21 protein-coding genes are annotated in these 24,069 nt (G+C 59.9%); 11 read left to right on the top strand and 10 right to left on the bottom strand.

The annotated features are described in order from the left end of the window. The first annotated feature begins 78 nt into the window (after positions 1-78). Complete coding sequence (locus tag ACE3NW_RS00090; RefSeq protein ID WP_374279341.1) at positions 79-1,284, top strand: MFS transporter; 1,206 nt, start codon at positions 79-81, stop codon at positions 1,282-1,284. Between the two features lie 305 nt (positions 1,285-1,589). Next, entirely contained in the window at positions 1,590-4,130 is a 2,541-nt protein-coding gene (locus ACE3NW_RS00095) for a glycosyltransferase (protein ID WP_374279342.1), read from the top strand. Positions 4,131-4,262: 132 nt separating this feature from the next. Here ACE3NW_RS00095 and ACE3NW_RS00100 read toward each other — a convergent pair whose 3' ends face one another. Together ACE3NW_RS00100 and ACE3NW_RS00105 are read right to left on the bottom strand one after the other, a co-directional pair. Then, complete coding sequence (locus ACE3NW_RS00100) at positions 4,263-4,484, bottom strand: hypothetical protein (RefSeq protein ID WP_374279343.1); 222 nt, start codon at positions 4,482-4,484, stop codon at positions 4,263-4,265. Between the two features lie 248 nt (positions 4,485-4,732). Further along, on the bottom strand, positions 4,733-5,884 hold the full coding sequence (locus ACE3NW_RS00105) for an HD-GYP domain-containing protein (RefSeq protein WP_374279344.1): 1,152 nt from the start codon (positions 5,882-5,884) through the stop codon (positions 4,733-4,735). A 330-nt stretch (positions 5,885-6,214) separates the two neighbouring features. Here ACE3NW_RS00105 and ACE3NW_RS00110 point away from each other — a divergent pair, with 330 nt between their 5' ends. Further along, the gene (locus tag ACE3NW_RS00110) at positions 6,215-7,255 is read left to right on the top strand and encodes a polysaccharide deacetylase family protein (protein WP_374279345.1); all 1,041 of its coding nucleotides are present in this window, start codon (positions 6,215-6,217) and stop codon (positions 7,253-7,255) included. A gap of 77 nt (positions 7,256-7,332) precedes the next feature. Continuing rightward, positions 7,333-7,977, top strand: coding sequence for an HAD hydrolase-like protein (locus ACE3NW_RS00115; protein WP_374279346.1), 645 nt, complete (start codon positions 7,333-7,335; stop codon positions 7,975-7,977). A gap of 172 nt (positions 7,978-8,149) precedes the next feature. Here the strand turns inward: ACE3NW_RS00115 and ACE3NW_RS00120 are convergent, their stop codons facing one another. The 4 genes from ACE3NW_RS00120 to ACE3NW_RS00135 are packed head-to-tail and all read right to left on the bottom strand — an operon-like array spanning position 8,150 to position 11,996. After that, complete coding sequence (locus tag ACE3NW_RS00120) at positions 8,150-9,373, bottom strand: aspartate kinase (RefSeq protein WP_374279347.1); 1,224 nt, start codon at positions 9,371-9,373, stop codon at positions 8,150-8,152. Between the two features lie 57 nt (positions 9,374-9,430). Then, complete coding sequence (gene tsaE, locus ACE3NW_RS00125; RefSeq protein ID WP_374279348.1) at positions 9,431-9,922, bottom strand: tRNA (adenosine(37)-N6)-threonylcarbamoyltransferase complex ATPase subunit type 1 TsaE; 492 nt, start codon at positions 9,920-9,922, stop codon at positions 9,431-9,433. Next, a complete protein-coding gene (locus ACE3NW_RS00130) occupies positions 9,910-11,622 on the bottom strand; it encodes an NAD(P)H-hydrate dehydratase (RefSeq protein WP_374279349.1) in 1,713 nt (570 codons plus the stop codon). Before ACE3NW_RS00130 ends, tsaE begins: the two co-directional genes overlap by 13 nt. 2 nt (positions 11,623-11,624) lie before the next feature. Continuing rightward, on the bottom strand, positions 11,625-11,996 hold the full coding sequence (locus tag ACE3NW_RS00135; RefSeq protein ID WP_374279350.1) for a holo-[acyl-carrier-protein] synthase: 372 nt from the start codon (positions 11,994-11,996) through the stop codon (positions 11,625-11,627). Between the two features lie 165 nt (positions 11,997-12,161). On the opposite strand from ACE3NW_RS00135, the gene ACE3NW_RS00140 reads away from it, so the two are divergent. After that, positions 12,162-13,496 carry a UDP-glucose/GDP-mannose dehydrogenase family protein gene (locus ACE3NW_RS00140; RefSeq protein ID WP_374279351.1) on the top strand — a complete coding sequence of 445 codons (1,335 nt, stop codon included), beginning with the start codon at positions 12,162-12,164 and terminating at the stop codon, positions 13,494-13,496. 280 nt (positions 13,497-13,776) lie between these two features. On the opposite strand, the gene ychF is transcribed toward ACE3NW_RS00140, so the two are convergent. From ychF to ACE3NW_RS00160, 4 genes are all read right to left on the bottom strand, one after another. Beyond that, positions 13,777-14,877 (bottom strand): redox-regulated ATPase YchF, encoded by a 1,101-nt coding sequence (gene ychF / locus ACE3NW_RS00145; protein WP_374279352.1) that lies wholly within the window; start codon positions 14,875-14,877, stop codon positions 13,777-13,779. Positions 14,878-15,107: 230 nt separating this feature from the next. After that, positions 15,108-15,716: a FlgO family outer membrane protein gene (locus ACE3NW_RS00150; RefSeq protein WP_374279353.1), complete on the bottom strand. Its 609-nt coding sequence runs from the start codon at positions 15,714-15,716 to the stop codon at positions 15,108-15,110. 8 nt (positions 15,717-15,724) lie between these two features. Beyond that, entirely contained in the window at positions 15,725-16,078 is a 354-nt protein-coding gene (locus tag ACE3NW_RS00155) for a hypothetical protein (RefSeq protein WP_374279354.1), read from the bottom strand. A gap of 13 nt (positions 16,079-16,091) precedes the next feature. Next, the gene (locus ACE3NW_RS00160; RefSeq protein WP_374279355.1) at positions 16,092-16,754 is read right to left on the bottom strand and encodes a FlgO family outer membrane protein; all 663 of its coding nucleotides are present in this window, start codon (positions 16,752-16,754) and stop codon (positions 16,092-16,094) included. Positions 16,755-17,162: 408 nt separating this feature from the next. On the opposite strand from ACE3NW_RS00160, the gene ispG reads away from it, so the two are divergent. The 6 genes from ispG (at position 17,163) to ACE3NW_RS00190 (ending at position 24,068) form a co-directional block, all read left to right on the top strand. Further along, entirely contained in the window at positions 17,163-18,236 is a 1,074-nt protein-coding gene (gene ispG, locus ACE3NW_RS00165; protein WP_374279356.1) for a flavodoxin-dependent (E)-4-hydroxy-3-methylbut-2-enyl-diphosphate synthase, read from the top strand. After that, positions 18,236-19,966 carry a proline--tRNA ligase gene (locus ACE3NW_RS00170; protein ID WP_374279357.1) on the top strand — a complete coding sequence of 577 codons (1,731 nt, stop codon included), beginning with the start codon at positions 18,236-18,238 and terminating at the stop codon, positions 19,964-19,966. The genes ispG and ACE3NW_RS00170 overlap by 1 nt, the downstream gene beginning before the upstream one ends. 492 nt (positions 19,967-20,458) lie before the next feature. Then, positions 20,459-21,967, top strand: coding sequence for an exodeoxyribonuclease VII large subunit (xseA, locus tag ACE3NW_RS00175; protein WP_374279358.1), 1,509 nt, complete (start codon positions 20,459-20,461; stop codon positions 21,965-21,967). Then, positions 21,967-22,914 carry a M23 family metallopeptidase gene (locus ACE3NW_RS00180; protein WP_374279359.1) on the top strand — a complete coding sequence of 316 codons (948 nt, stop codon included), beginning with the start codon at positions 21,967-21,969 and terminating at the stop codon, positions 22,912-22,914. Before xseA ends, ACE3NW_RS00180 begins: the two co-directional genes overlap by 1 nt. Further along, entirely contained in the window at positions 22,911-23,171 is a 261-nt protein-coding gene (xseB, locus tag ACE3NW_RS00185; protein WP_374279360.1) for an exodeoxyribonuclease VII small subunit, read from the top strand. Before ACE3NW_RS00180 ends, xseB begins: the two co-directional genes overlap by 4 nt. A gap of 3 nt (positions 23,172-23,174) precedes the next feature. After that, entirely contained in the window at positions 23,175-24,068 is an 894-nt protein-coding gene (locus ACE3NW_RS00190; protein WP_374279361.1) for a polyprenyl synthetase family protein, read from the top strand. Position 24,069 lies beyond the last annotated feature (1 nt).

The following is a 24,069-nucleotide window of genomic DNA, read 5'->3' on the forward strand; positions in this document are numbered from 1 at the left end:
CAACGTTCATGGTGCTTTCAGCAGAGCAGGGCAAGTGCTGCTGATCTGCGAAAAAAAGAAAAACTGAAGGAAAGCCTCATGAACAGCGAAAATACCTCCCGCCAGGGCAATGCCTCACTCATATATCTGCTGGCATTGGCCGCAGGACTGGCCGTGGCAAACATCTATTACAACCAGCCCGTGCTGGGGCTTATCGCCGCCGAGCTCAAAGGTGGCGATCATGTGGGGCTGGTGGCAACCATTACCCAGATGGGCTACACCCTCGGTCTGTTGCTGCTGGTACCCCTGTGTGACACGCTGAACAGAAAAAAGCTGGTCATGGCCCTGTGCGGGCTGCTTGTGGTTTCTGCCACCGCAGCCGCGCTGGCCCCCGGCATGGCAGTGCTGATGATGGCCTCGGCAGGCATGGGTGTGGCCGCCACCATCACGCAGATGGTTGTTCCCATGGCTGCCGATCTGGCAGAGGAAGGCCAACGTGGCTGGGCCGTGGGTATTGCCTTCAGCGGCGTGCTGTGCGGTATTTTGCTTGCGCGTGTGGTGTCTGGGGCGGTGGGGCAGTGGTTTGGCTGGCGCGAGGCCTTTTGGCTTGCCTGTGCTCTTGCTGTGCTGCTGAGCGGCGTACTTGCCTGGCGGTTGCCCGATCTGCCGCGCAAATCGCAGATGTCGTATGGCAGGCTGTTGCTTTCCATGCTGCAACTGCTGCGTGATTACCGGGCGCTGCGCTATGCCGCGCTGATCCAGGCCTGTGTTTTTGGGGCGTTCAGCGCATTCTGGTCTGTGCTAGCGCTGTATTTGCAGAGCCCGGCCTACGGCCTTGGGGCAAGCGTTGCCGGTTCATTTGGTCTGGTGGGGTTGGTGGGCGTGCTGGCGGCACAGGCTGGCGGCAGACTGACAGACCGTTTTGGCGTGCGCTACGGCGTGCTGCTGGGCAGCCTGACGAGCATTGCGGCCTTTGTTATCATGAGTTTCAACGGCATGGTTGCCCTTGTGGTGGGCGTTATCGTGCTCGATTTTGGCGTGTCTATTGCGCAGGTTTCCAATCAGTCCCTGATTCTTGGTCTTTCCGAATCGGCCAGGGGGCGTGTTAACACCATCTATATGACCGTATTTTTTCTTGGTGGTTCACTGGGGTCGGCAGTGGCAAGCCAGGCCTGGGCGGCCTTTCGCTGGCAGGGTGTAATGCTGGCAGGCGGCGGCTTTGCCGTGGCAGGGCTGGTTTTTCATCTGCTTGAAAGGCGTTGCGCCTGCCGCTCTGGATCCCGGCAGGCGCAGGAATGCTGCTAGGTTTCGGCCCGCATTGTCTGGCTGTTACAGTTTGGCGGCTTCAGCTAGGGGCAGTCATGCTATTTCATTGTGTTAGCGCGGATGCGCCAAAGCTGAAATGCCCAATAACCTTCACCTGACCAGAACACTGGGCCTCTGGAAATTTTCTATAGTGCAGGGCATGCAATACACAGCGCATCCGCATCATTCTACGCAAGGCCGCAAACAACGGAAACACCGTTGCTGCGGCCTTGTTGCTGGCAGCGCATGACGGCGCATGATGGCGGAAACGCGGACGGCCCACAGCACATCCAGGAGGAAGCCGTATGTTTCAGAGCATTGCCGGAAGCACTAAAGATTCCAGCCCATTTCAAGCCTCATTCTGCGTTGATCTGCACGTCCATTCCTGCCATTCAACATGCCCTTCGCAGTGGATTCTGCAAAAGATTGGTTGCGGCGAAAGCTATACTCCGCCCCGCAAGATATACGACATCGCCAGGGCCAGAGGCATGAATTACGTAACCATCACCGATCACGACACCATCAGCGGCGCGCTGGAAATTGCCCATCTGCCGCAGGCATTCATCAGTGAGGAAATTTCGGCATTCTTTCCCGACGACAAGTGCGAAGTCCATGTGCTTGCCTGGAACATAACAGAAGCGCAGCACCGCGAAATATCGAGCCTGCGCCACAATATTTTTGAGCTTGTTCCCTATCTTGCGGGTCAGGGCATTGCCCACGCCTGCGCGCATCCGCTGTGCGCCGCCAACAACCGGCTTACCATTGATCATGTGGAGCAGCTCATACTGCTGTTTTCTGTATTTGAGCTCAATGGAGCCCGCAACAACGTGCAAAACGAGGCCCTGCGCAAGATCGTGAGCGCCCTTACCCCCGAATCCACCTCGCGGATGGAAGAAAAGCACGGTTTCAGAACCCATGTGGCACAGCCGTGGCTCAAGAGCTTTGTGGCAGGGTCGGACGACCATTCGTCATGCAATATCGCAAGAAGTTCAACGGTGGTGGGCGTGCCGCGCGCACTTGTTGGGCGCTCAGGCTACGCGCCAGCGGCGGCGCTCATGCGGTCGGTCATGGAGGGCAAAACGTCCCCCCGGGTCATTCCCGCAACGCCGCTGGGGTTTGCCCACAATCTGTACGCCATTGGCTACCAGTTTTATAAAAATACCACCGGGCTTGCACAGGACATCAACAACAGCACCGTGTTGCGCTTTGCCGAAAACATGCTCACCGGGCAGCCGGATACGCGCAGCCGCAGCATAAAAACGCGGGTCATGTCACTGGGTGGATTTTTGCTGCAATGCGGCCGATGGGTGGCAAGGTCTGAAAAAAGCATGCAGGAAAACATGCTGGAAGCGGCAGGCCGGGCCATTGCGGATTCGCCAGGTTTGGCGGCAGCTGCCGAGAGCGTTAATGTGATTCTGCCGCAGCAGCACATGCCACAGCGCGAGGCCATGTTGGCCAGTTTTGTGGCCGAAGTGACAGAAAGCGTGCAGCTCTCGTGCGCAAATTCTGTTCTTGCCGATGTGCTGAAGGGGAATTTTTTCAACGTATTCAAGCTGGTGGGGGCCATGGGCTCGCTCTATGCCATGCTGGCTCCCTACGGCATCGGCTATTCGCTTTTTGCTCAGGACAAGATGTTTGCGCGCCAGTGCCTGCGCCGCATGGTTGCAAAAGGCAGGGGCGGTGAGATCAGCAGCGAAAACGCGGCCATCGCGCACTTTACCGACACCTACAGCGAAGTAAACGGCGTGGCCAAAACGCTGCAATCCATGCTGCCCCTGGCCAGAGAGCAGGGCAAAAAAATGGATATCCTCACCTGCGTGCGGGATGATAACAGCGAAGCGTGCGCACAGCCCGGCCATGGCCCTGTCAACTTTGATCCCATTGGCAGTTTCTCCATCCCGGAGTACCCGGAACTGTCGCTCAACTATCCCCCGGCGCTCAAAATTGTGCAGCACTGCTACGAGCGTGGCTATACCCTGCTGCATTCGGCCACGCCCGGCCCCATGGGGCTGGCTGCGCTGCTGACGGCAAAGATGCTCAAACTGCCCATCCACGCCACCTACCACACGGCCTTTCCCCAGTATATTCTTGAACTTACTGGCGATCCCTCGCTAGAAGAAGCCACCTGGCGCTATGTATACTGGTATTACAACCAGATGGATGTGGTTTTTGCACCTTCAGCGGCAACCATGAAGGAGCTCATCGCCCACGGCCTGCCGGAAGAAAAAATCCGTCTGTACCCGCGCGGGGTGGATGCCTCGCGCTACACCCCTGCATGGCAAAAGCAGGATGCAACACAAAGCGCTGGTGTGCGCTTTTTGTATGTGGGGCGGTTATCGCGCGAAAAAAGCGTTCATCGCCTGGTGGATGCCTTTCGGCTTGTGCTTGAGCAGATACCCACGGCACGTCTGAACATTGTGGGCGACGGCCCGCAGGCAGAAGACCTGCAAAGGCAGGCGGCGGATCTGCCCGTGACCTTTACGGGCTACCTGAGCGGGGCGGCCCTGGTAAGTGCCTATGAACAGGCCGATATCTTTGTATTTCCCTCCACAACCGATACCTACGGCAAGGTTGTGCTGGAAGCGCAGGCTGCCGGTCTGGCGGTGGTGGTGAGCGGGCAGGGCGGGCCGCGAGAGAACGTTGTTCCCGGCAAGAGCGGGATTGTGGTAAGGCAGGAAACAGCAGAGGCCTATGCCTCGGCCATGCTGGCTCTGGCAAGCGATGCCCACATGCTGCTTGGCATGAAGCGCGAGGCGCGTTGCTATGCAGAATCGCGCAGTTCGCAAAAAGCCTTTGCCGCGCAGTGGAAGCTTATAGAAACACTGGCTCCGCAGGCCTGCTGGTAGGCATTGCCCGCCCGCGAGCGTGTCTGCGCGACTGCACGGGCAGGGGACGCGGCAATGGTGTCCCTGGTTTTTTTCCCAGCCTTGCTTTTAAAGAATGCAACCGCCTCTGGCCGTGGCCTGGGGCGGTTTTTTTCAGTCGCTAACCCGGCTCACCAGGCGGGCCAGAACATCGGGGCCGTCCTTGATGAGTTTTTCGTACAGGGCTGATGCCTCGTTGAATGAAAGCTCGGCCAGCATGTCCTTGCTCTTGTCGGGGTTGGCGGCAATGATGGCTTCAAAGGTCTGGGCTACGGCTTCTTTGTCGCGGCCAGTCAGTTCGCTGAGGGCGTTGACCAAAACATCAAGTCTGCGCATGAAACAATCCTTAAGGCCGTGAAGGCAACTGGGCATGATAACAGCATGGGGATAGCATGCGGCAAGAGTGACAGCTTCTGGCCGGTGCGGTAACCATGCAGGAACAGTACGGTTTATTTGCTGGCAGCTTGTATAGCGCCAATGGGGTGTGCGGTGCAAGCCCTCACGCACAAAAAGCAGCGGGGCGGGGCCAGATTTTTCTGCAACAGCGGCAACAGACATACCGGGGCAGTATTGCGGTTGCCAGCTTAGGCCGGGCCGCCCAGCAGGGCCGGAATGTCAAATTCCGCAGATTCCGCAACAGAAAGCGACCGCGTAATGCGCAGGCCGATATAGCGGGTGAGATCGACAAACTGCGGTTGAATGGAGCGGCCATCCGGGTCTTGCGCCACAAGAACGCAGGGCTGGGCCGGAAAATTGGTGTTGGAGCGGCACACAATGCCCCGGTGGTCGTTGGAAAGTTCCACGGCTGTACCCACAGGAAAAATGCCCACCATCTTGATGAAGCGTTCAACATAGCCCGGCGCCCAGGCCTGCCCACGCATCTTGTACATCATGCCGAGGGCCTTGTTGGGCGGCAGCGCACCCTTGTAGACACGCTTGGAAGAAAGCGCGTCGTACACGTCGCTGAGCGAAAGAATGCGCCCGATAACGCCAATCTGCTTGCCAGAGAGCCGGTAGGGGTAGCCCGTGCCATTGTGTTTTTCGTGGTGCTGCTCGATACCATCAATGGTTTCGCTGTCAACACTAGAGAACTGCCGAATCTTTTCAACACCCAGCTGCACATGGCCGCGCATGGTTTCAACTTCCTGAAAAGTCAGCGAGCGGGGAGCCGTAAGAATATCGTGAGGAATCAGCGCCTTGCCATAATCGTGCAGCAGCCCGGCCAGGCCAACGCTGTGCAGGCGGTCAACGGGCATACCCAAAAAACTGGCAAAAGCCACAGCAAAAATGGTTACGTTGACGCTGTGGGCATAGGTGTATTCGTCTGTCTTTTTGAGCAGCGAGAGGGTAACAAGGGCGTCAACATTGTGCGAAAGGCTTTTAATGATGTCACCCACCAGCGGGCGCGCAAAGGTAAGGTCAAGTGCGCCGCCTCTGGCGGATTCGAGAAAATTTTTTACGTTTTCGTATGCGTCTTCGTAAACTCTGTTGGCGTTTTGCAGTTCAACGGCAAGCGGTGTATTTGGGGTGGGAGCAGCGGCATTTTCGTCGCATGAGCGGTCAGGGTCGTAGTATGCCTCTGCAAAACCCTGTAGAATGATACCGTTGATTTCATCGCTGGACGCCAAAATGCCCTCCTGCATGTAAAGCAGGGGAGCTTTTAGCCATGAAATCCCAGGGTCTACGATGTACATGCCTGGGCGTAGGGTTGCAACGGGTATTTTGATATGCGCCATATGGTCTTGATCGCCTGCCTGTGAGGTGCGTACCTTTGCGTTGAAGATTGCTGCCTGTGCCTGGAGTTGTGGTTGCCCAGGGCTCTGGCAAACAATTTTTTACATCATGCGATATTTGAAAAATAAATTCAACATGCAATTTATGGTAAATGTAATCAGACAATTATAAAATTCAAAGTGCGCTTGATGTTGGCTTGTGAGCTGTGACCGATAAGGATATAGACCAGCTTGTCCGCTACGAAAATGCTGGCAGCCGGTTATCACAATCTGGCAATAATTATTGTTTTGTATAAAACCACTGAAGCCGCAGCGGCGGCGCAGGAGGCAATAATGGTTCTGCTATCAACAAGCATGGGCCGCGTGGCAAACATGACTCGTATTTGTGCCATGTGGGCAGCAGTCATGTGTCTTTGGGCAGTCATGCAGGCAGTGGCCTGCGCACAGGAAACCGCCCCCGCTGCTGCTTCGTGGCTGCCCGACGCGCAAGATGCCCGCAAGGCCCTGCCCAACAATTCCGCTCCTGCCGCGCAGCGCGAACCAGCCACGAAGCTTGCGCCCCTGCCAGCCGCAGATGTGGGAACCATACGCCGGGTTGCCATTGCCGACGGAACAAAGGTGGTTGCCCTTACCTTTGACCTGTGCGAGCTGGATACGGTCACCACGGGCTGCGATATGGAAATTCTGGGTTTCTTGCGTGACGAGCGCATACCCGCCACGCTCTTTATGGGCGGCAAGTGGATGCGCACCCACGCCCGCAGGGTAGTGCAAATCATGGGCGAGCCCCAGTTTGAGATAGCCAACCACGCGTGGTCGCACGGCAATTTTGCCCTGCTTTCCCCCACTGGCCTGCGCGCCCAGGTATTGTGGACCCAGGCGCAGTATGAGCTTTTGCGCGAGCAGGCCTATAGCGAAGCCCTGGCGCAGGGCCGCCCGCAACCTGCCATACCGCCTGTGCCAACCCTGTTTCGTCTGCCTTACGGGCGTTGCAATGATCAGGCCTTGCAGGCCATAGCCAGCATGGGCATGCAGGTGGTGCAGTGGGACGTGGTGGCAGAATCTGGCGCCGACAATACCAAGCCCGAACACGCGCGTCACGAGGCCCATCTGGTTGCCTCTCAGGTGCGGCCCGGCTCCATTATGCTGTTCCACGCCAATCTGGTTCCCAAGGGATCGGCCCGGCTGCTGCGTGAAACTGTGGCAGAGCTGCGCGCCAAGGGCTACAGCTTTGTTACCGCAAGCACCCTGCTGGGGATGGGCAAGCCACAGCGCACCATGAACGGCTACTTCACCTCGCCCGGCGACAACAAGGCCCTGGACAGCCAGTTTGGTGTTGACGGTACGGGGCGGCACACCCCCTTTACCGGCAATTGACCGCAAAAGCCGCGCCCGCAGCCAGAAACCCGAAGCCAGAAACCCGCAGCCACTAACAAGGTCAAGGATGTTTATTTGTGAAGCAATACCTTTTTTTTGACCTCGACGGCACAGTCACCGATTCAAAAACGGGCATCATCCGCTCTGTGCAGCACGCGCTGGCGCACTTCAACGTGAGCCGCTCCGACGACGATCTGCTGTATTTCATCGGCCCCCCCCTGCGCGATTCGTTTGGCAAGATATTTGAGGGCGATACCGCCAAGGCAGAGCTTGCCGTGCAGAAATACCGCGAATATTACACGGTCACAGGTATTTTTGAAAATGCCCTGTACGAAGGCATTGCCGATCTGCTGGCCGATCTGCGCGGCGCTGGCCGGGTGCTTTCGCTGGCTACCTCAAAGCCGGAGCCTTTTGCCCTGCGCATTCTGGAGCATTTTGGCATTGCCAGCCTGTTTGACCACGTGGCGGGCGCAGAGCTTACAGGGCCGCGCAACAGCAAATCATCTGTATTGCGGCATGCCTGCGGCCTTTGCGGTGTTGCCGACATGCAGCAGAGCCTGATGGTGGGCGACAGAAAGTACGATGTGCTGGGCGCGCACGCCGTGGGCATGCCCTGCGCCGGTGTGCTCTACGGCTACGGTTCGCGCCGCGAGCTGGAAGAAGCCGGTGCGGAATGCCTGTGTGACGACGTGCCCGCCTTGCGGCAACTGCTGCTGGCCTAGGATTTCAAAGCTTTTGCATCAAGCCTGCAAACGCGGGCAAGCGCCATTCTGGTGGCAGAACAAAAAAACTCCCCGCAGTGATGCAGGGAGTTTTCTGTTTTATGGAGCAATACCGCTGGCGGGGAGGCAGCCGTAGAAAAAAGGCAGCCCCGGCCCGGTCAGCCGTGCGGGTCTAGCCCAGATCCCAGTCCAGCCCGAAGGTGTCGTGCAGAATGCGCACGGCAAGTTCAACGTATTTTTCCTGAATCAGAATGGTGATCTTGATTTCAGAGGTGCTGATCATGAGAATATTGATGCCTTCCTGGGTCAGCGCGGCAAAAGCACGCGCGGCAACACCAGAGTGGTTGCGCATGCCCACGCCGATGGCAGAAACCTTGGCCACGCTCACGTCGTGCAGCACTTCGCGCGCGCCGGTTTTCTGGGCGACTTCTTCCATCATCTCAAGGGTCTGCTTAAGCTCCTTGCGCGAGACGGTGAAGGTCATGTCGGTGTGGCCGTCCTGGCTGGTATTCTGCACGATCATGTCGACCAGAATGCCTTTTTCGGAAAGGGGGCCAAAAACCGCCGCAGCCGTGCCCGGCACGTCGGGAAGGTCGCGCAGGGTCACGCGGGCCTGGTCTTTGTCATAGGCAATGCCGGAAACGAGTACGGCTTCCATGGTGGAGTCCTCCTGGGTGACAAGCGTGCCGGGATCATTGCTGAACGTAGAGCGCACGCGCACGGGAACCTTGTATTTTTTGGCAAATTCTACAGAGCGTATGTGCAGTACCTTGGCCCCCATGCTTGCCATTTCAAGCATTTCTTCATAGGCAACACGGTCCATCTTGCGGGCCGTGGAGCAGATGTTGGGGTCGGTGGTGTAGACGCCGTCAACGTCGGTATAAATGTCGCATTCCACAGAGCCCAACGCCGCAGCCAGGGCCACCGCAGAGGTGTCCGAGCCGCCACGGCCAAGGGTGGTGATGCGTCCGTCTTCGGTGCAACCCTGAAAGCCGGCAACCACAAGGACATCGTAATCCTTGAGGTACTTGTGCAGAGAGTTGCTGTCGATAGAACGAATGCGCGCACGACCAAAGTCGTTGTCTGTGGTAATGGGAATCTGCCAGCCGAGCAGCGAACGGGCGCGAATGCCCGCATCTTTCAGCAGCATGGTGAACAGGCTGATGGAAACCTGTTCGCCAGTGGAAACGAGGGAATCGACTTCTGCGCGGTCAGGCGTAGAAGACCATTCATCGGCCAGGGCAAGCAGCTTGTTGGTGTCGCCAGCCCGCGCCGAAAGCACCGCAATGACCTTATACCCCTGGGCAAGGCCTGCCAGCACTTTCTCACGCACCTGCTTCATGCACTCCAGCTTGGCAACGGAAGTGCCGCCAAATTTCTGGACCAAAATTTTCATGCCTGTATCCATTGTCCTCAATCCTTGATGGGTACAACAGGTCAGCCCGCGCCCGTCTTAACCGTGGGCAGAGCTGTCCACAGGCCAGAATTGGCGCAGGTGGCGCAAAAGCCCGTCGGCAACGGGGCCGTGGGCTTGCAGCGTCAGTAGGCGACTTTCTTCGCACGGTTGCAGGGATATGTCCAGATAATCTTGCGGCATTTCTGCCTCAGGCAGATATTCTGACCACTCCAGAATGGAAAAAATTTCAGGTCTGTCGAGGCCCTCGGCAATTTCATCGGGCAGGCTGCCGGGGCTGCGGTACAGGTCGCAGTGCATGACCGGCGGGGTTGTGGGGTAGTAGTTGCACAGCGTAAACGAGGGGCTGGCCACCTCTGCCTGATCGCCGCCGGGCAGAGCCTCTACCAGCGCCCTGGTGAGCGTGGTTTTGCCGCTGCCGAGGGGGCCGCGCAACAACAGGGCCGCAACGCCGCAACTGCTTACCGCCTGGGCCAGCAGACGGCCAAAGCGTTCGGTTTCAGAAAGATCGTGAAGGGTTATCTGGGCCATGGCAAAATATCATCCTTGCGGTCACGGGTATGAATTCGGGGCGCGGCCTGCGCCGGGGCAGCCGCGTAGGCGCTCAGCGTGCGGGGCAGGGCATCGGCCACGTCGGAGGGCGTGTTGCCCCTGAGCGGCCAGATATCCGCAAGGCTTTTGCCCGCCAGCGCGTGCAGGGCCACGGCCTGACCAGCCAGTGTGTGTGCTGGCTGCAAACGTACTGGCTGCGAAATATCTGTTGCGGTAGTGCTGTTTTGTTGCGCCGTAGCAAACGCTTGCGCCATGGCGGGCAGCATGCGGGCAAGCAGGCCGCCGGTGCAGCCCGCCAGTACATCGCCAGAGCCGCCCACGGCAAGTTGCGGAACATCATAGGGGCACAGCAGTGTGGGCGATTGCGCCTGCCCCACAAGGCTTGCCGCTCCCTTGAGCACAACAACGCCCCGGCACAGGCCGCACAGGCGGGCCAGCGATTCTTGCCGGTCTGCCTGAATTTCTGCGGCAGAGCAGCCCAGCAGGGCAGCAGCCTCACCGGGGTGCGGGGTGAGAACATCGTGCTCGGCTATGCGGTCAAGCAGGTCTTGCCGCCCTGCCAGCAGCACCAGCGCATCGGCGTCAAAAACCGTAGGCGGTCTGTGGGGCTGGCGCAGCAGGGCCTCGATAAAGTCTGCCGCGTCAGCTCCCCGGCCCATGCCGGGGCCGACCACCAGTGCGGCGCAGCGCTCAAGCAGCTCCACCAGCTCCGCAGGCAGGGCAGCGGGCCACCGGCGCTCTGTAGCGCCCAGCGGCAGGGTCATGATTTCGGGCCAGCTGTTTTTGATATCTGCCATGCCCGCCCCAGGTGCGGCAGCCGTAACAAGGCCTGCTCCGGCACGCAGGGCGGCGCGGGCTGCAAGGTGGGCTGCGCCGCCAAGGCCGGGAGCGCCCCCCAGCACCAGCACATGGCCATAGGAATTTTTGAAGCCATCGGGCAGAATGTGGGCTAGAGGCTCAAGACTGCGGCCATCAAGGGCATAGAAAGAGCATGGGGCCTTGCGCTGGGCTGCCAGCGGTATGCCAATGGCGCGCACATGCAGCGCGCCTGTCCATGCGTGCGCGTGGGGCAGCACCAGGCCGGGTTTTGCAGCAGCAAAGCTCACCGTGGCACTGGCCCGTATGGCCTCTGGCATGGCAAGGCCGGTGCGGCCATCGAGGCCGGAGGGAACATCGAGCGCCAGCACAAAGGGCTGGTTGGGCAGGGCATTGACCGTGCGCACAAGCTCTAGGGCATCGGGGCGCAGCGAGCCGCAAAAACCCGTACCCAGCAGGCCATCAATAATAATGTGGGGCAGTGCCCCCCCGTGGAAGACAGCGGGGCGGCAACGTTCAAATTTTACCCCCGCAGCCCGCGCCACGCGCACATGCCTGCCGCTGGCGCCCTTGCAGGCCGAGAGGGGGCGCGTGTGCAGCACCAGCGGTTCCGCGCCCGCATCCAACAGATGCCGCGCAAGGCAGGCCGCGTCGCCGCCGTTATTGCCGCCGCCCATGAGCAGCCAGATGCGCAGCCCGGCCAGCTCTGGCCGGTACACGCGCAACACATCCAGCGCCGTGCGGGCGGCATTTTCCATCAGCAGTTCTTCGGGCAGGCCAAGGGCAATGGCCTCTGCATCCCACCGGCGCATTTCTTCCGGCAGGGGCAGGGGCGGAAAAAGATCATGAAAAAGCCTTGGCATGGCTATGACTCCAACACTACAACCGCCACGGCGGCGCTGCGGTCATGGCTTATGGAAACATGGGCCGCGCGCATGCCCAATGCCTCGGCACGCTGGCGGGCAGGGCCGTGCAAGTACAACAGTGGTTGCCCCGCCGGGCCGCGCAGCACTTCCACATCCAGCAGGCCAAGCCCGTTGCTGAAGCCCGTGCCAAGCGCCTTGACGGCTGCCTCTTTGGCGGCAAACCGACCTGCAATGTAGGCAATGGGACTCTCCGGCAGGTTTTTTTGCTCCTCTTCAGTGAGGATTTTTTGCAATAAGCGTTCGCCAAACCTGTCATAACTGGCTTTTATGCGTGCAAGTTCCGTAATGTCCGTACCCAGGCCAATGATCATACAGTTGTCCACCAGGCGCAGTGCGGGCGCTGCGCACTGCAAGTTGGGCTGTTGCCCATTAAAAGAAATTAGCGTATTGGTTCGCATTCCACCTAAACTATTCTGACCCGTTCCCCGCCGAAACGTCAAGGCGTTGGCCGTGGGAGCGAACGGAGAAATTTTGTTATGAAGTTGTGCATTATCGGAACAGGTTATGTTGGCCTGGTAAGTGCCGCCTGCTTTGCTGAAATGGGCAATACCGTGACCTGCGTGGATGTTAATCCCGCAGTTGTCGAAAAGCTCAACGCCGGTTCCGTGCATATTTTCGAGCCTGGGCTTGAGCCCATGGTGCGTCACAGCCGCGCCGATGGTCGCCTTACCTTTACCACCCGCCTGGAAGAAGGCATTGCCAATGCCGACTGCGCCTTTATCTGCGTGGGCACGCCGCCCCAGCCCGACGGTTCCTGCGATCTGAGCTACGTGCGTCAGGTGGCGGGCGAAATTGGCCGCCACATGCAAAAAGACCTTGTGGTTGTTGACAAATCCACTGTGCCGGTGGGCACGGCCGACGAAGTGCGCGCCCTTATCGACAAGGAGCTGGCCGCCCGTGGCGTTTCCTACAAGGTAGACGTGGTTTCCAACCCCGAATTTCTCAAGGAAGGCGACGCCATCTCCGACTTCATGAAGCCCGACCGCGTTGTGCTTGGTACGGATTCGGAACGCGCCGCTGCCCTGATGCGCGAGCTGTATTCGCCCTTTGCGCGCACCCGCGACAAAATCATTGTCATGGGCGTGCGCAGCGCAGAAATGACCAAGTACGCGGCCAACTGCATGCTGGCGACCAAGATTTCGTTTATCAACGAAATCGCCACCATCTGCGAAAAGGTGGGGGCCGATGTGCGTGACGTGCGTACCGGCATTGGTTCCGACACGCGTATTGGCTACCAGTTCATCTACCCCGGCGTGGGCTATGGTGGATCGTGCTTTCCCAAGGACGTCAAGGCGCTGATCCACACTGCCGAAAAGGCTGGCGTGGAGCCCAAGCTGCTCAACGCCGTGGAAGACGTCAATGCCCGCCAGAAAAAACACATGGCTGGCCGCATCAAGGAATACTTTGCTCCCCAGGGCGGCGTAAAGGGTAAAACCCTTGCGCTGTGGGGGTTGGCCTTCAAGGCCAATACCGACGACATGCGCGAAGCCGCTGCCATCAGCATAGTCAACGAGCTCACGGAAGCGGGCATGATGGTTCGCGCCTTTGACCCCGTTGCCGCCGACAACGCCCGCCAGATTTTCAAGGACAACCCGCTGGTGGAAATTGTGGACAGCCAGTACAGCGCTTGCGAAGGCGCCCAGGGGCTTTTGGTGGTTACGGAATGGAACCAGTTCCGCAATCCCGACTTTGACAAGATCAAAAGCCTGCTGACAGCCCCCCTGCTGTTTGACGGCCGCAACCTGTACTCGCCCAGCTTTATGGCGCAGCGTGGTTTTGCTTACTTCTGCATTGGCCGCCGCGCCGATTAGGGCCTGTTAACACTATGGTTCTTTTGCCCCCTGCCTGCGTCAGGAAGTCTTTTTATTCCGGTCGAGTACCGGCGGAGTACACTCCCTGCATAAAAAGTCTTCCTTCCTTGGCAGGGAACAAAATCCCTCATAGTGTCAACAGTCCCTTGTAAAAAAGCTCAGAAGATGATCTGAAATGGTTTAAACCGCCCCAAGCGTCAGCTTCGGGCGGTTTTTCTCATAAAAAAGGCTCTGTTCCTGCGGGAACAGAGCCTTTTGGCTTTGAATCTGCGGCAAAAGCCTACACGTTGAACAAAAAGTGCATGACGTCGCCGTCGTTGACCACGTATTCCTTGCCTTCCACGCGCAGTACGCCGGCGGCGCGGCAGGCGGCCTCGTTTTCGTGGCTCATGTAGTCATCGTATGAAATGACTTCGGCCCGGATAAAACCGCGCTCAAAGTCGGTGTGGATAACACCAGCGGCCTGCGGGGCCTTCCAGCCCTTGTGGATTGTCCAGGCGCGCACTTCGTCCGGCCCGGCGGTAAAATAGCTGTACAGGCCAAGCGTGGCATAGCCGGTGTGGATGATGCGCACAAGGCCGCTTTCATCAATGCCGTAAGAGGCCAGCAGTTCGGCCTGTTCCTCATCGGGCAGACCTTGCAGTTCTTCCTCAAGCTTGGCGCAAATGCGGGCAAAGCCCGACTGACGTTCCTGCGCAAAGGCCTCAAGCGTGGCAGAAAAATTGTTGCCATCGGCCACGGCGGCTTCGTCCACGTTGGCGCAGTAGATCACGGGCTTGGCCGTGAGCAGCCCAAGCTCGCGCCATGTGGTCAAAAACAGGTCGTTGTCGGGCAGGTCAAAGCCACGGGCGGGCTTGCCGTCGTTGAGATAGGCCAGCAGGGTCTGCATGATGTCTGCGGCGGCCTTGGCGATTTTGTCAAACTTGCCAAGCTTCAGCAGCTTGTCCAGGCGTTTTTCAACGCTTTGCAGGTCGGCCAGCAGCAGTTCGGTTTCAATGGTGTCCACGTCGCGCAGGGGGTCAACGCCGCCGTCCACGTGGGTGATGTTTTCGTCCTCAAAGCAGCGCACCACATGCACAATGGCCGCGCATTCGCGGATATTGCCCAAAAACTGGTTGCCCAGCCCTTCGCCCTTGCTGGCCCCGCGCACAAGCCCGGCGATGTCGATAAAATCAACGCTGGCATTGATGGTTTTTTTGGGTTTTGCCTTGGCGGTCAGGGCGTCCACCCTTTTGTCCGGCACTGCCACGGTGGCCTTGTTGGGCTCGATGGTGCAGAAGGGATAGTTGGCGGCCTGAGCATTCTGGGCCTTGGTGAGGGCGTTGAACAGGGTGGATTTGCCTACATTGGGCAGGCCCACAATACCAATACTGAGCGACATGTTGTCTCCTTGCGGTACGCAAAAAGGCGTATAGCCCGCAGTGGGCGGCGTGCCCGCGCGGGTTTGGCCGCCGATGCAATCAGCGGCCTGGGTTCAGGAATCAGCTACGGTTTGCCCTTGCGGGCAAGACGGAATCTGGGGAAACGGCGCTGCCTCAAAGGCAACCCGCGCCGTCATTGCAGACAGGCGCGGGCATGTTATAGACGCAAAGCTCGTATGAGGCAAGAAGGCTACTGAAGGCGCGTGCTCACAGAGGGGGCCAGGCCATCGCCGGGGCGTGGTTCGCGCACCAGAGGCCGCAGATCGTCAGTAATGGGCACAGTGGCCGTGGCCATGGCCAGCACCTCGTTGCTTGAGGTGTGGATAAGCCGGATGCTGAAGCGCACCTGCTCGCCCGTGGCAATGTACGTGCCCGCCAGCACCGCCTGGCTTGTGCCGCTTGAGCTCGAAAGCTGGCGCACATCGCGCGTGAGAATAAATTCGCCCTTCAGCTTGTCAAAGCGAATGTCGCGCCCTTTGCGCAGTTCCTGAAAGCGGTAGCCCTCGTTGATGAGCCAGCGGCTGATCTCTTCTGTCATCTGGCGGGCCAGAGGCGAGGCTTCGTCCAGATTATTGATGTTCACCGGGGTAGTGCCCATTATCATGATGCGCGCGCGGGCAAGGGCCTCGCGGTCTTTACGGCTCATGTCGGGGCTGTCGCCGGCAAAGCGCATCATGATCTGTTCATCCAGCTGTTTGGCAATGCTTACGGCTGCCCTGGGCACGTTACCGGCTGCCGCCGCAGTGAGCGGAAAAAGCAGGGCCGCAAGCACAAGCATGGTAATAAAAAAGCGGTTCATGGCAATCCTCAGCGCATGGTGCGCAAAAGCAGTTCAATACCGTTGAGTTCCCTTTTGATGACAGAAAGGGTCTGGTCGTCGGCACAGATGGAGAGGGCCTGAAGGTAGCGCTGCCGCGCTAGTTCATAGCGCCCCTGCTCGCGAAACTGGCGGGCCTGACCAAGATAGGCCAGGCTGTGCTCGTTGGCTTCAGAAAGATAGTTGGCCCTTTCCTTTGCCTCGCGGCGGGCCTGGGCGTCGCCCGGCTGATTGCTGTAGGACGACATGCTGTCAGCCTGAACTGTGGCTGGCAGCGCCGCAAGCGGCAGGGCGATGAAGGCCGCAAAATACAGTGCGCAAATGCTGTTCAACGATTTTTTCATGGCAGTTCCGGCATTACCGGCGTTGTTTGATTACAAGCGTGCCGCTGCTGATGCTGCTGGCAGGCGTATAGAGCGAAGTGGGGGCCGGTCTGGCGTTTGAGCTGTTTTCTGCGGTTTTGACCGGTGGCGGCGGTGCGTCGGCCTGGGCCATGCGCTGCACAATGGGCGTGTTGACCAGCACAAGCTGGCCCGTGCGCATCACAAGGCCATCGCTCGCGCGCACAAGGCGCGCGTTGATAAAGGTTGCGTCCTTGTCCACATAGTAGGTTCCCACAACCAGGGCCGCCCATTTTTGTCCGTTGGTCGAAACCATCTGGTTGGCGGCCAGGGCAAGGTCGTCGCGCCCGCCCTGCACGTTGATGGCCCCGTTGAGCCTGTATTCCCGCGTGGGAAAACCCCGCTGGTTGAATTCGTAAAACAGCGATTCGGCCATAAGCCTGCCCATGGGTGAGCTTTGCGAGGTATTGTTCTGGTTCACAAAGGCCGTGGGCATGGCCACAAAGCCCTGAATGGCGTCGTTGGGCATGGTGGCCAGCATCTGCTCGGCCAGTTCGCGGCTTTTGAGCTTGAACTCGACGGCGTCGGTATAGCCGGGCGAAAGGGCAGAAGGGCCGCTCTTGCCACAACCGGCAAACAGCGGCAGCAGCAGTGCGCAAAATATAAGTAGACGCGGCATGATATGCATATAAACCCCGGTGGTGTTCTAAAAGCTGCCCGTGCGGTGCGGCCATTGTGTGCGGCCAGCCGGTGCTGTTGCCGCCTATGCCAGCAACAGCCCGCAAATGAGGGCCGCTCTTTATGGATACTTATCGTCAGCATGGCCGCAAACTTGAGTGCAGGGGGAAAAAACGTCTGCACGCAGCCCTTTTCAAAAAACTTTGCAAGACACGTTCCAGAATATTTGTCTGTAATATTTTCCGCTTGCGGGGTGAGAAAAAAAATTTCCCAGACCAGTTCTGGGGCCTGCGCCGCAGCCCTGCCGTGCCGGGCGCACTTGGCTTGAAGGGGGAAATAGCATACAAGATTCGTTTACGGCACACTGCGGCTTTTGGCCGTGGGTAGATGATGTTTTTGAGAGGCAAGCATGCACAAGCGCACAACCCGCGCCATCAGTCTGGGCGGGCTTTCCATTGGCGGCGGCGCACCCGTGGTGGTGCAGAGCATGACCAATACAGACACCCGCGATGCTGCGGCCACACTGGCCCAGATAGAGCGGCTTGAAGCACGCGGCTGCGAGGCCGTGCGCGTGGCCGTGCCCGACGAGGCGGCGGTTGCGGCCCTGCCCGCCATCCGCGCTGGCACGCGCCTGCCGCTTATTGCGGATATCCATTTTGACTACCGTCTTGCCGTGGCCTCGCTGGAGGCTGGCCTTGAGGGCCTGCGCATCAACCCCGGCAACATTGGCCCAAGGGAACACGTGGACCGCGTGGTGGATGCCGCCAAGGCTCACGGGGCGGTTATCCGCGTTGGGGTCAATTCCGGCTCGGTCGAAAAACGCCTGCTCCAGCAGTATGGCGGCCCCTGCCCAGAGGCGCTGGTTGAAAGCGCGTTGGGCCACGTGCGCATGCTTGAGGCCCGTGGATTTTACGACACAAAAATTTCGCTCAAGTCTTCATCGGTGCTCGATACCATTGCCTCGTACCGCAAGCTTGCAGAGGTATGCGATTACCCCCTGCACATTGGCGTAACCGAGGCCGGGGGCCTCATGCGCGGCACGGTCAAATCTGCTGTGGGGCTGGGTATTTTGCTGCACGAGGGCATTGGCGACACCCTGCGCGTTTCGCTCACCGCCGACCCGGCGGAAGAAGTGACCGTGGCGTGGGAGATTTTGCGTGCTCTTGGTCTGCGCTCTCGCGGGCCGGAAATCATATCGTGCCCCACGTGCGGGCGCACGGAGATTGACCTGTTTTCGCTGGCCCGCGCAGTAGAAGACCGCCTGGCGACCTCCAAGGCCGACATCAAGGTGGCTGTCATGGGTTGCGTGGTCAACGGCCCCGGCGAGGCCCGCGAGGCCGATCTGGGCGTTGCTGGCGGGCGCGACAAGGGCATCATATTTCGCAAGGGCGAGGTCATCCGCTCGGTCAAAGGGCAGGAAGCCCTGCTGGCGGCTTTTATGGAAGAACTGCAACAACTGCTCAACGAAAAGGAATCACAGTAATGCGTTTCAGCAACTGCTATATTCCCACCCTCAAGGAATCCCCGGCCGATGCCGAAGTGATCAGCCACAAGCTTTTGCTGCGCGCCGGTATGGTGCGCAGGCTTACTTCGGGCATGTACACCTATCTGCCGCTGGGCTTGCGGGTGATTGAAAAAATAAGCCGCGTCGTGCGCGAAGAAATGGCCGTAGCCAAGTTTGAAGAACTGCTCATGCCCATGGTGCAGCCCGCCGACCTGTGGAAGGAATCTGGCCGGTGGGAACACTACGGCAAGGAACTGCTGCGCTTCCGCGACCGCAACGAGCGCGAATACTGCCTTGGCCCCACGCACGAAGAAGTCATCACCGACCTCGTGCGCGGCGAGGTGCGCTCGTACCGCCAGCTGCCCGTGCGCCTGTACCAGATACAGACCAAGTTCCGCGACGAAATCCGCCCCCGGTTCGGCCTTATGCGTGGGCGCGAATTCATCATGCAGGACGGCTATTCCTTTGACGCTACCGAAGAAGGTTCGCAGCAGAACTACTGGGCCTGCCACGCGGCCTACAAGCGTATTTTTCAGCGCCTCGGCCTCAAGTTTCGCCCTGTGGAGGCCGATTCCGGCTCCATCGGCGGCAATTTTTCGCACGAATTCATGGTGCTGGCCGACACGGGCGAAGACACCATTGCCTTCTGCCACAGCTGCGAGTACGCGGCCAACGTGGAGCGTGCCGAGGTTGCCTGGAACGGCCAGCCCTGCACCCAGGCCTGCGCCCCGGCAGAAAAGGTAGCCACCCCCAACGCCCATACGGTGGAAGAAGTTGCCGCCCTGCTTGGCGTGGCCGCTTCCACAGTGGTCAAGACCATGCTCTTCAAGGCGGATGGCAAGGCCGTGGCCGTGCTGGTGCGCGGTGACCGCGAAGTGAACGACATCAAGCTCAAGAACCTGCTGAACGCGCAGGATGTGGTGATGGCCGATGCCGCTGCCGTGCAGGAAATTACCAAGGCTCCCGTGGGCTTTGCCGGGCCGGTGGGGCTCGAAATCCCTGTCTACGCCGATGCCGAGCTTCAGGCGGGCACGGATTACGTGGTGGGCGCCAATGCCGCCGATGCCCATCTGGTTCACGTTGACCTTAACCGTGATGCCAAGGTGGCCGCGTGGGCCGATCTGCGCGCCATCACCCCTGAAGACAAATGCCCCCGCTGCGGTGGCCGCATCGAGCTTACGCGCGGCATTGAAGTGGGCCACGTGTTCATGCTGGGCCGCAAGTACAGCGACGCCATGCACGCTGCCTTCCTTGACGAAAACGGCAAGGAACAGATCATGATCATGGGCTGCTACGGCATCGGTGTTTCGCGTGTGGCGGCTGCCGCCATCGAGCAGAACAACGACGAGCACGGCATTGTGTTTCCGCCGCCCATGGCTCCCTACGACTGCATTCTGCTGAATCTTGACCCGCGTAATGACGAGGTCAACGCCAAGGTCGAGCAGATATACACCATGCTCAAGGATATGGGTGTGGACGTGCTGATGGACGACCGCGAAGAACGCCCCGGCGTCAAGTTCAAGGATGCTGATTTGCTGGGTATTCCCATGCAGCTCGTTGTGGGCGGCAAGGGCCTGGCCAAGGGCATTGTGGAATGCAAGGACCGCCGTAGCGGCGAAAAGGGCGAGCTGCCCGCCGATGCCATGGCCGAAGCCTTTTCTGCCTGGGCCGCCAAGGTTCGCGATGGCTGGGCGCAGCAGCAGGGCTAGGGGCTGTCTCTAACTAGTTCTTTTGGCCGATCCCTGCGTCATCCAGTATTTTTTACTCCAGTCATGGACAGAAGAGTCCACTCCTGTCGTAAAAAACACTGTTTTCCTTGTCCTCGGCGCAAAATCTTTTAGCTAGAAACAGCCCCTAATCCACAACCCAGTCTGGTTGTGCCTTAAAAGATTTGGACCATGCCGTGGGCAATACCACCCACGCCGAGAACCAGGGGTTCATTAGAGGTTGAGGTATGAAGGGGCGCTGCAAGCGCCCCTTCAAATAGATGACAAGCTAGATGGCAAGCCCTGCGCCGAGGGGCCCCGCTGTTGGCAATGCCGCTGGGCGCAAAGATTTGTAGATCAGTCGGCTTGAGGCGCGGGCAAGCCGCGCGGCCTCTGATTTCTGGCCCTGTTGTTGTGCAACATTCGGGGGGGCTTACCGTGCCCCTTTTCCACCCAAAAACACTTGACTGGATACGGGGTCGCAAGCGGAGTACCATGCAGGAAGCCATACTGTCTGTCCGTGAGCTCACGGAACAGCTGCGCAAAACTCTTGAGGGGCGTTTTCCCTTTGTGTGGGTGCGGGGCGAGGTTACAAACCTTACCCGTCCCGGCTCTGGGCACGTCTATTTTACCCTCAAGGATGCCGACGCCCAGTTGCAGTGTGTGTGGTTTCGGCACATGCAAAGGCAGACTGCCCAGGGTTTTGACCCGCTGACCGGCGAGGTTTTTGACGCGCCACGGCCCTCGCCTCTGGAGCTTTTGCGCAACGGCCTTGATGTGCTGTGCGCCGGGCGCATCACCCTGTACGCCCCGCGCGGGCAGTACCAGCTGGCGGTTGAACTGTTGCAGCCTGCGGGCGAGGGGCTGCTGGCGCAGGCCTTTGAGGCCAGCAAGCGCAAGCTGGCGGCTCTGGGATATTTCTGCCACGAACGCAAGCGGCCCCTGCCGCACGATCCGCAGCGCGTGGCACTTGTCACTTCGCCCACGGGCGCGGCCCTCCACGATTTTATGGAACTTGCCGCCAGCCGTGGCAGCGGGGCGCGAATCCGCCTGTTTCCTGCCCTGGTGCAGGGGGCAGAGGCTGCCCCCGCCATTGTGCGGGCCGTGCAGGAGGCCAACGCGCAGGGCTGGGCCCAGGTAATTGTGCTGGTGCGTGGCGGCGGTTCGCTGGAAGATTTGTGGGCTTTTAATGAAGAAGCTGTGGCAGAAGCCGTGTTTCACTCGCGTCTGCCAGTGCTGGCGGGCATTGGGCACGAGGTGGATGTCACCCTTGCCGACATGACCGCAGACCAGCGCGCGGCAACGCCCTCGCACGCGGCGCAGTTGCTCTGGCCCGCACGGGCCGAGCTGGTGCAGAAGGTTGACGAGGCCGAGGCCGCCCTGGTGCGCGCCCTGCGGCGACGGCTTGAGGCGGCGTGGCAAAGCCTTGCCCAGTACGAGAGCGCCCTGCGCTGGTTTTCGCCCATGCGGCATCAGGCGCGACTTGCAGAACAGCTTGACGGCCTGCACCTTCGCCTGCACAGGGCTGCCCGGCAGTGGCTTGATACTGCCAATGCCCGGCACGACAGGCTTGCCCAGGCCCTGCAAAATGGCATGAGCCCAGCACGGCTGGACATGTTAAGCAGCAGGGTAGAGGCGCTTTCGGCCAATCTGGCTGCGGCCATGCCGCGCCTGCTGGCAGCGCAGGAGCAGCGGCACGATGCCGCCCGGCAGCGTCTGCATGCGGCAGGGCAGCAAATGCTTGCCCAGGCCGGGCGCGAGCTGGACAAACTGGAATTTTCGCTTGCGGCGGCCAATCCGCTTGCCCCGCTCAAACGTGGCTATGCCCTTGTGCGTGGTGCGGATGGCGGGCTGCTGCGGTCGGTATCGGCGGCCCCTGCGGGCAGCGCCATTACGGTGCGGCTGGCAGACGGCAGCCTGGCCGCCGTGGTCAGCAAGGTGCAGCCCGATGTTGCGCCCACCACGGCAGGGGCGGATGCGGTGAAACGAGGAAGGAATATCTGATGTCTGGGCGTGTGTCTGTACCACTATCAGCATTTGTGCGCATTACGCTGGCGTTGCTGGCATGTTGCCTGTTTTTTGTCGGGTCAGCCGCGCTGGCGGCTCCCTCGCTTGTACTGGACGCCCCGGAATCGGTGGCGCGTGGCGATGCCTTTCCCGCCCTGGCGGTGAGCGATACGCCCACAAAGGTATTTATTTTTCGCTGGTTGGGCAAAACCTACGAGGCAAGGGCCGAACAGGTGACCGCCAGCACCGCTGCGGGCGCTGCCGCGCGCTGGCAGGCCGTGATGTTGCTGCCTGTGCCGCTGGAAGAAAAAGAAGCAGCCCGCGATCTTGCCGTGTCCCTTGGCGGTGGCAAGGATGCCCCTCTTACGGCCCGCCGTATCGCCCTGTTTGACAAGGATCGCCCGGTACAGAAGCTCAATGTGGATAAAAAATATGTGGATCCCCCCGCAGAGGTGATGGCGCGTATCAAGGCCGACAGGGAGTTGGTACATCGGGCCCTTGCCCAGAGCCTGCCGGAGCGTCTGTGGGTTTTGCCCCTTGTGCGGCCTGTTCCTGGTGACGTATCAAGCCTGTACGGGCTCAAGCGTATTTTCAACGGGCAGCCCCGCGGGGTGCACAAGGGGCTTGATCTGCGCGGCCCGCAGGGGCAGCCTGTGCTTGCCTGCGCCGATGGCCAGGTGGCCCTTACGGGTAATTTGTACTTCTCTGGTAATGTAGTGTACATCAATCACGGCGAAGGGGTGTTTACCGCGTATCTGCACCTCTCTGAAATACTGGTGCAAAATGGCGACAGGGTGCGCCAGGGCCAGGTTGTGGGGCTGGTGGGGGCCACTGGCCGCGTTACCGGGCCGCATCTGCATCTGTCGCTTCTGGTTCAGGGCGAATCGGTTGATCCGCAGCCCTTTTTGACCACCGGCAACGCCGCCAAGGAAAAAAATCCATGAGCGCCAAGACAGACAACAGCTTTGAAAAAAAGATGGCCCGGCTTCAGGAAATAGTGGCGGCGCTTGAAAGCGGCGACCTGCCTCTGGAGAAGGGCATGGCCCTGTACAAGGAAGGAGCGGCCTGTTCGCGCTATTGCCGTGAACAGCTTGAAAAAGCCCGGCACGAGCTTGAAATCTGGCAGGATGGTCAGGCGCGTCCGCTTCAGCCACGCCCAGTGGCCGAAGGCGGGCAGAATGCAGAAGAGGAGGCGGAATAGGCGATGATGAGCGTTGCTGACATGAAGGCCCTGCTGCGCACGCGGGGCAAGGACGTGGAAGCCTATCTGGCCACCTGTCTTGACGGGCGCGATCTACCCCAGAGGCTCAAGGATTCCATGCTTTACAGCCTTCAGGCCGGGGGCAAGCGCCTGCGCCCTGTTTTGTGCCTGAGCACGGCGGCCCTGTGCGGTCTTTCTCCGCAGCGCAGCATGCCCTTTGCCGCCGCCATCGAGATGATCCATACCTATTCGCTCATCCACGATGATCTGCCAGCCATGGACGACGACGATCTGCGCCGTGGCAAGCCCTCGAACCACAAGGCATTTGACGAGGCCACGGCCATTCTTGCGGGCGACGGCCTGCTTACCGATGCCTTTATGGTCATGTGCCGCACCCCCGAAGCACCCGAACGCGTGCTCGAAGCCGTGTCCACGCTTGCGCTGGCGGCGGGGTCTTCCGGCATGGTGGGCGGGCAGGAGTGGGACATGATCTACACCGGCGCGGCCTCCATCAGCCTTGAGCAGATGCGCACCGTACACGCCATGAAAACCGGGGCCTTGTTGCGGGCATCGTGCCTGTGCGGGGCCATTCTTGCCGGGGCGGAACAGCCCGCCCGCGATGCCATTTCTGCCTACGGCGCGGCCCTTGGCGTGGCTTTTCAGATTGCAGACGATATTCTTGATGTGGTCTCCGACACAGAAACCCTGGGCAAGCCTGCCGGCAGCGACGAGGAGCAGGGCAAGAGCACCTATCCCGCCTTGCTGGGGCTTGAAAAAAGCCGCGAGCTGGCGCGTGAGCAGGCTCTGGCAGCCCAGAACGCCCTGGCCTGTTTTGACGGGCAGGAGGCGGATTTTCTGCGGGCATTGGCCGACTACACGGTAACCAGGGCGGCCTGAG

The sequence above is a fragment of the Desulfovibrio sp. genome (genome assembly GCF_041907885.1).
Lineage (GTDB): Bacteria > Desulfobacterota > Desulfovibrionia > Desulfovibrionales > Desulfovibrionaceae > Desulfovibrio.

Coding starts and splice junctions, on each gene's coding strand:
- ACE3NW_RS00155 (WP_374279354.1), bottom strand. CDS start 16,078: ATGAAAAAATCGTTGAACAGCATTTGCGCACTGTATTTTGCGGCCTTC.
- ispG (WP_374279356.1), top strand. CDS start 17,163: ATGCACAAGCGCACAACCCGCGCCATCAGTCTGGGCGGGCTTTCCATT.
- xseB (WP_374279360.1), top strand. CDS start 22,911: ATGAGCGCCAAGACAGACAACAGCTTTGAAAAAAAGATGGCCCGGCTT.
- ACE3NW_RS00090 (WP_374279341.1), top strand. CDS start 79: ATGAACAGCGAAAATACCTCCCGCCAGGGCAATGCCTCACTCATATAT.
- xseA (WP_374279358.1), top strand. CDS start 20,459: ATGCAGGAAGCCATACTGTCTGTCCGTGAGCTCACGGAACAGCTGCGC.
- ACE3NW_RS00135 (WP_374279350.1), bottom strand. CDS start 11,996: ATGATCATTGGCCTGGGTACGGACATTACGGAACTTGCACGCATAAAA.
- ACE3NW_RS00105 (WP_374279344.1), bottom strand. CDS start 5,884: ATGGCGCATATCAAAATACCCGTTGCAACCCTACGCCCAGGCATGTAC.
- ychF (WP_374279352.1), bottom strand. CDS start 14,877: ATGTCGCTCAGTATTGGTATTGTGGGCCTGCCCAATGTAGGCAAATCC.
- ACE3NW_RS00095 (WP_374279342.1), top strand. CDS start 1,590: ATGTTTCAGAGCATTGCCGGAAGCACTAAAGATTCCAGCCCATTTCAA.
- ACE3NW_RS00120 (WP_374279347.1), bottom strand. CDS start 9,373: ATGAAAATTTTGGTCCAGAAATTTGGCGGCACTTCCGTTGCCAAGCTG.
- ACE3NW_RS00170 (WP_374279357.1), top strand. CDS start 18,236: ATGCGTTTCAGCAACTGCTATATTCCCACCCTCAAGGAATCCCCGGCC.
- ACE3NW_RS00190 (WP_374279361.1), top strand. CDS start 23,175: ATGATGAGCGTTGCTGACATGAAGGCCCTGCTGCGCACGCGGGGCAAG.
- ACE3NW_RS00160 (WP_374279355.1), bottom strand. CDS start 16,754: ATGCCGCGTCTACTTATATTTTGCGCACTGCTGCTGCCGCTGTTTGCC.
- ACE3NW_RS00130 (WP_374279349.1), bottom strand. CDS start 11,622: ATGCCAAGGCTTTTTCATGATCTTTTTCCGCCCCTGCCCCTGCCGGAA.
- ACE3NW_RS00110 (WP_374279345.1), top strand. CDS start 6,215: ATGGTTCTGCTATCAACAAGCATGGGCCGCGTGGCAAACATGACTCGT.
- tsaE (WP_374279348.1), bottom strand. CDS start 9,922: ATGGCCCAGATAACCCTTCACGATCTTTCTGAAACCGAACGCTTTGGC.
- ACE3NW_RS00180 (WP_374279359.1), top strand. CDS start 21,967: ATGTCTGGGCGTGTGTCTGTACCACTATCAGCATTTGTGCGCATTACG.
- ACE3NW_RS00100 (WP_374279343.1), bottom strand. CDS start 4,484: ATGCGCAGACTTGATGTTTTGGTCAACGCCCTCAGCGAACTGACTGGC.
- ACE3NW_RS00150 (WP_374279353.1), bottom strand. CDS start 15,716: ATGAACCGCTTTTTTATTACCATGCTTGTGCTTGCGGCCCTGCTTTTT.
- ACE3NW_RS00140 (WP_374279351.1), top strand. CDS start 12,162: ATGAAGTTGTGCATTATCGGAACAGGTTATGTTGGCCTGGTAAGTGCC.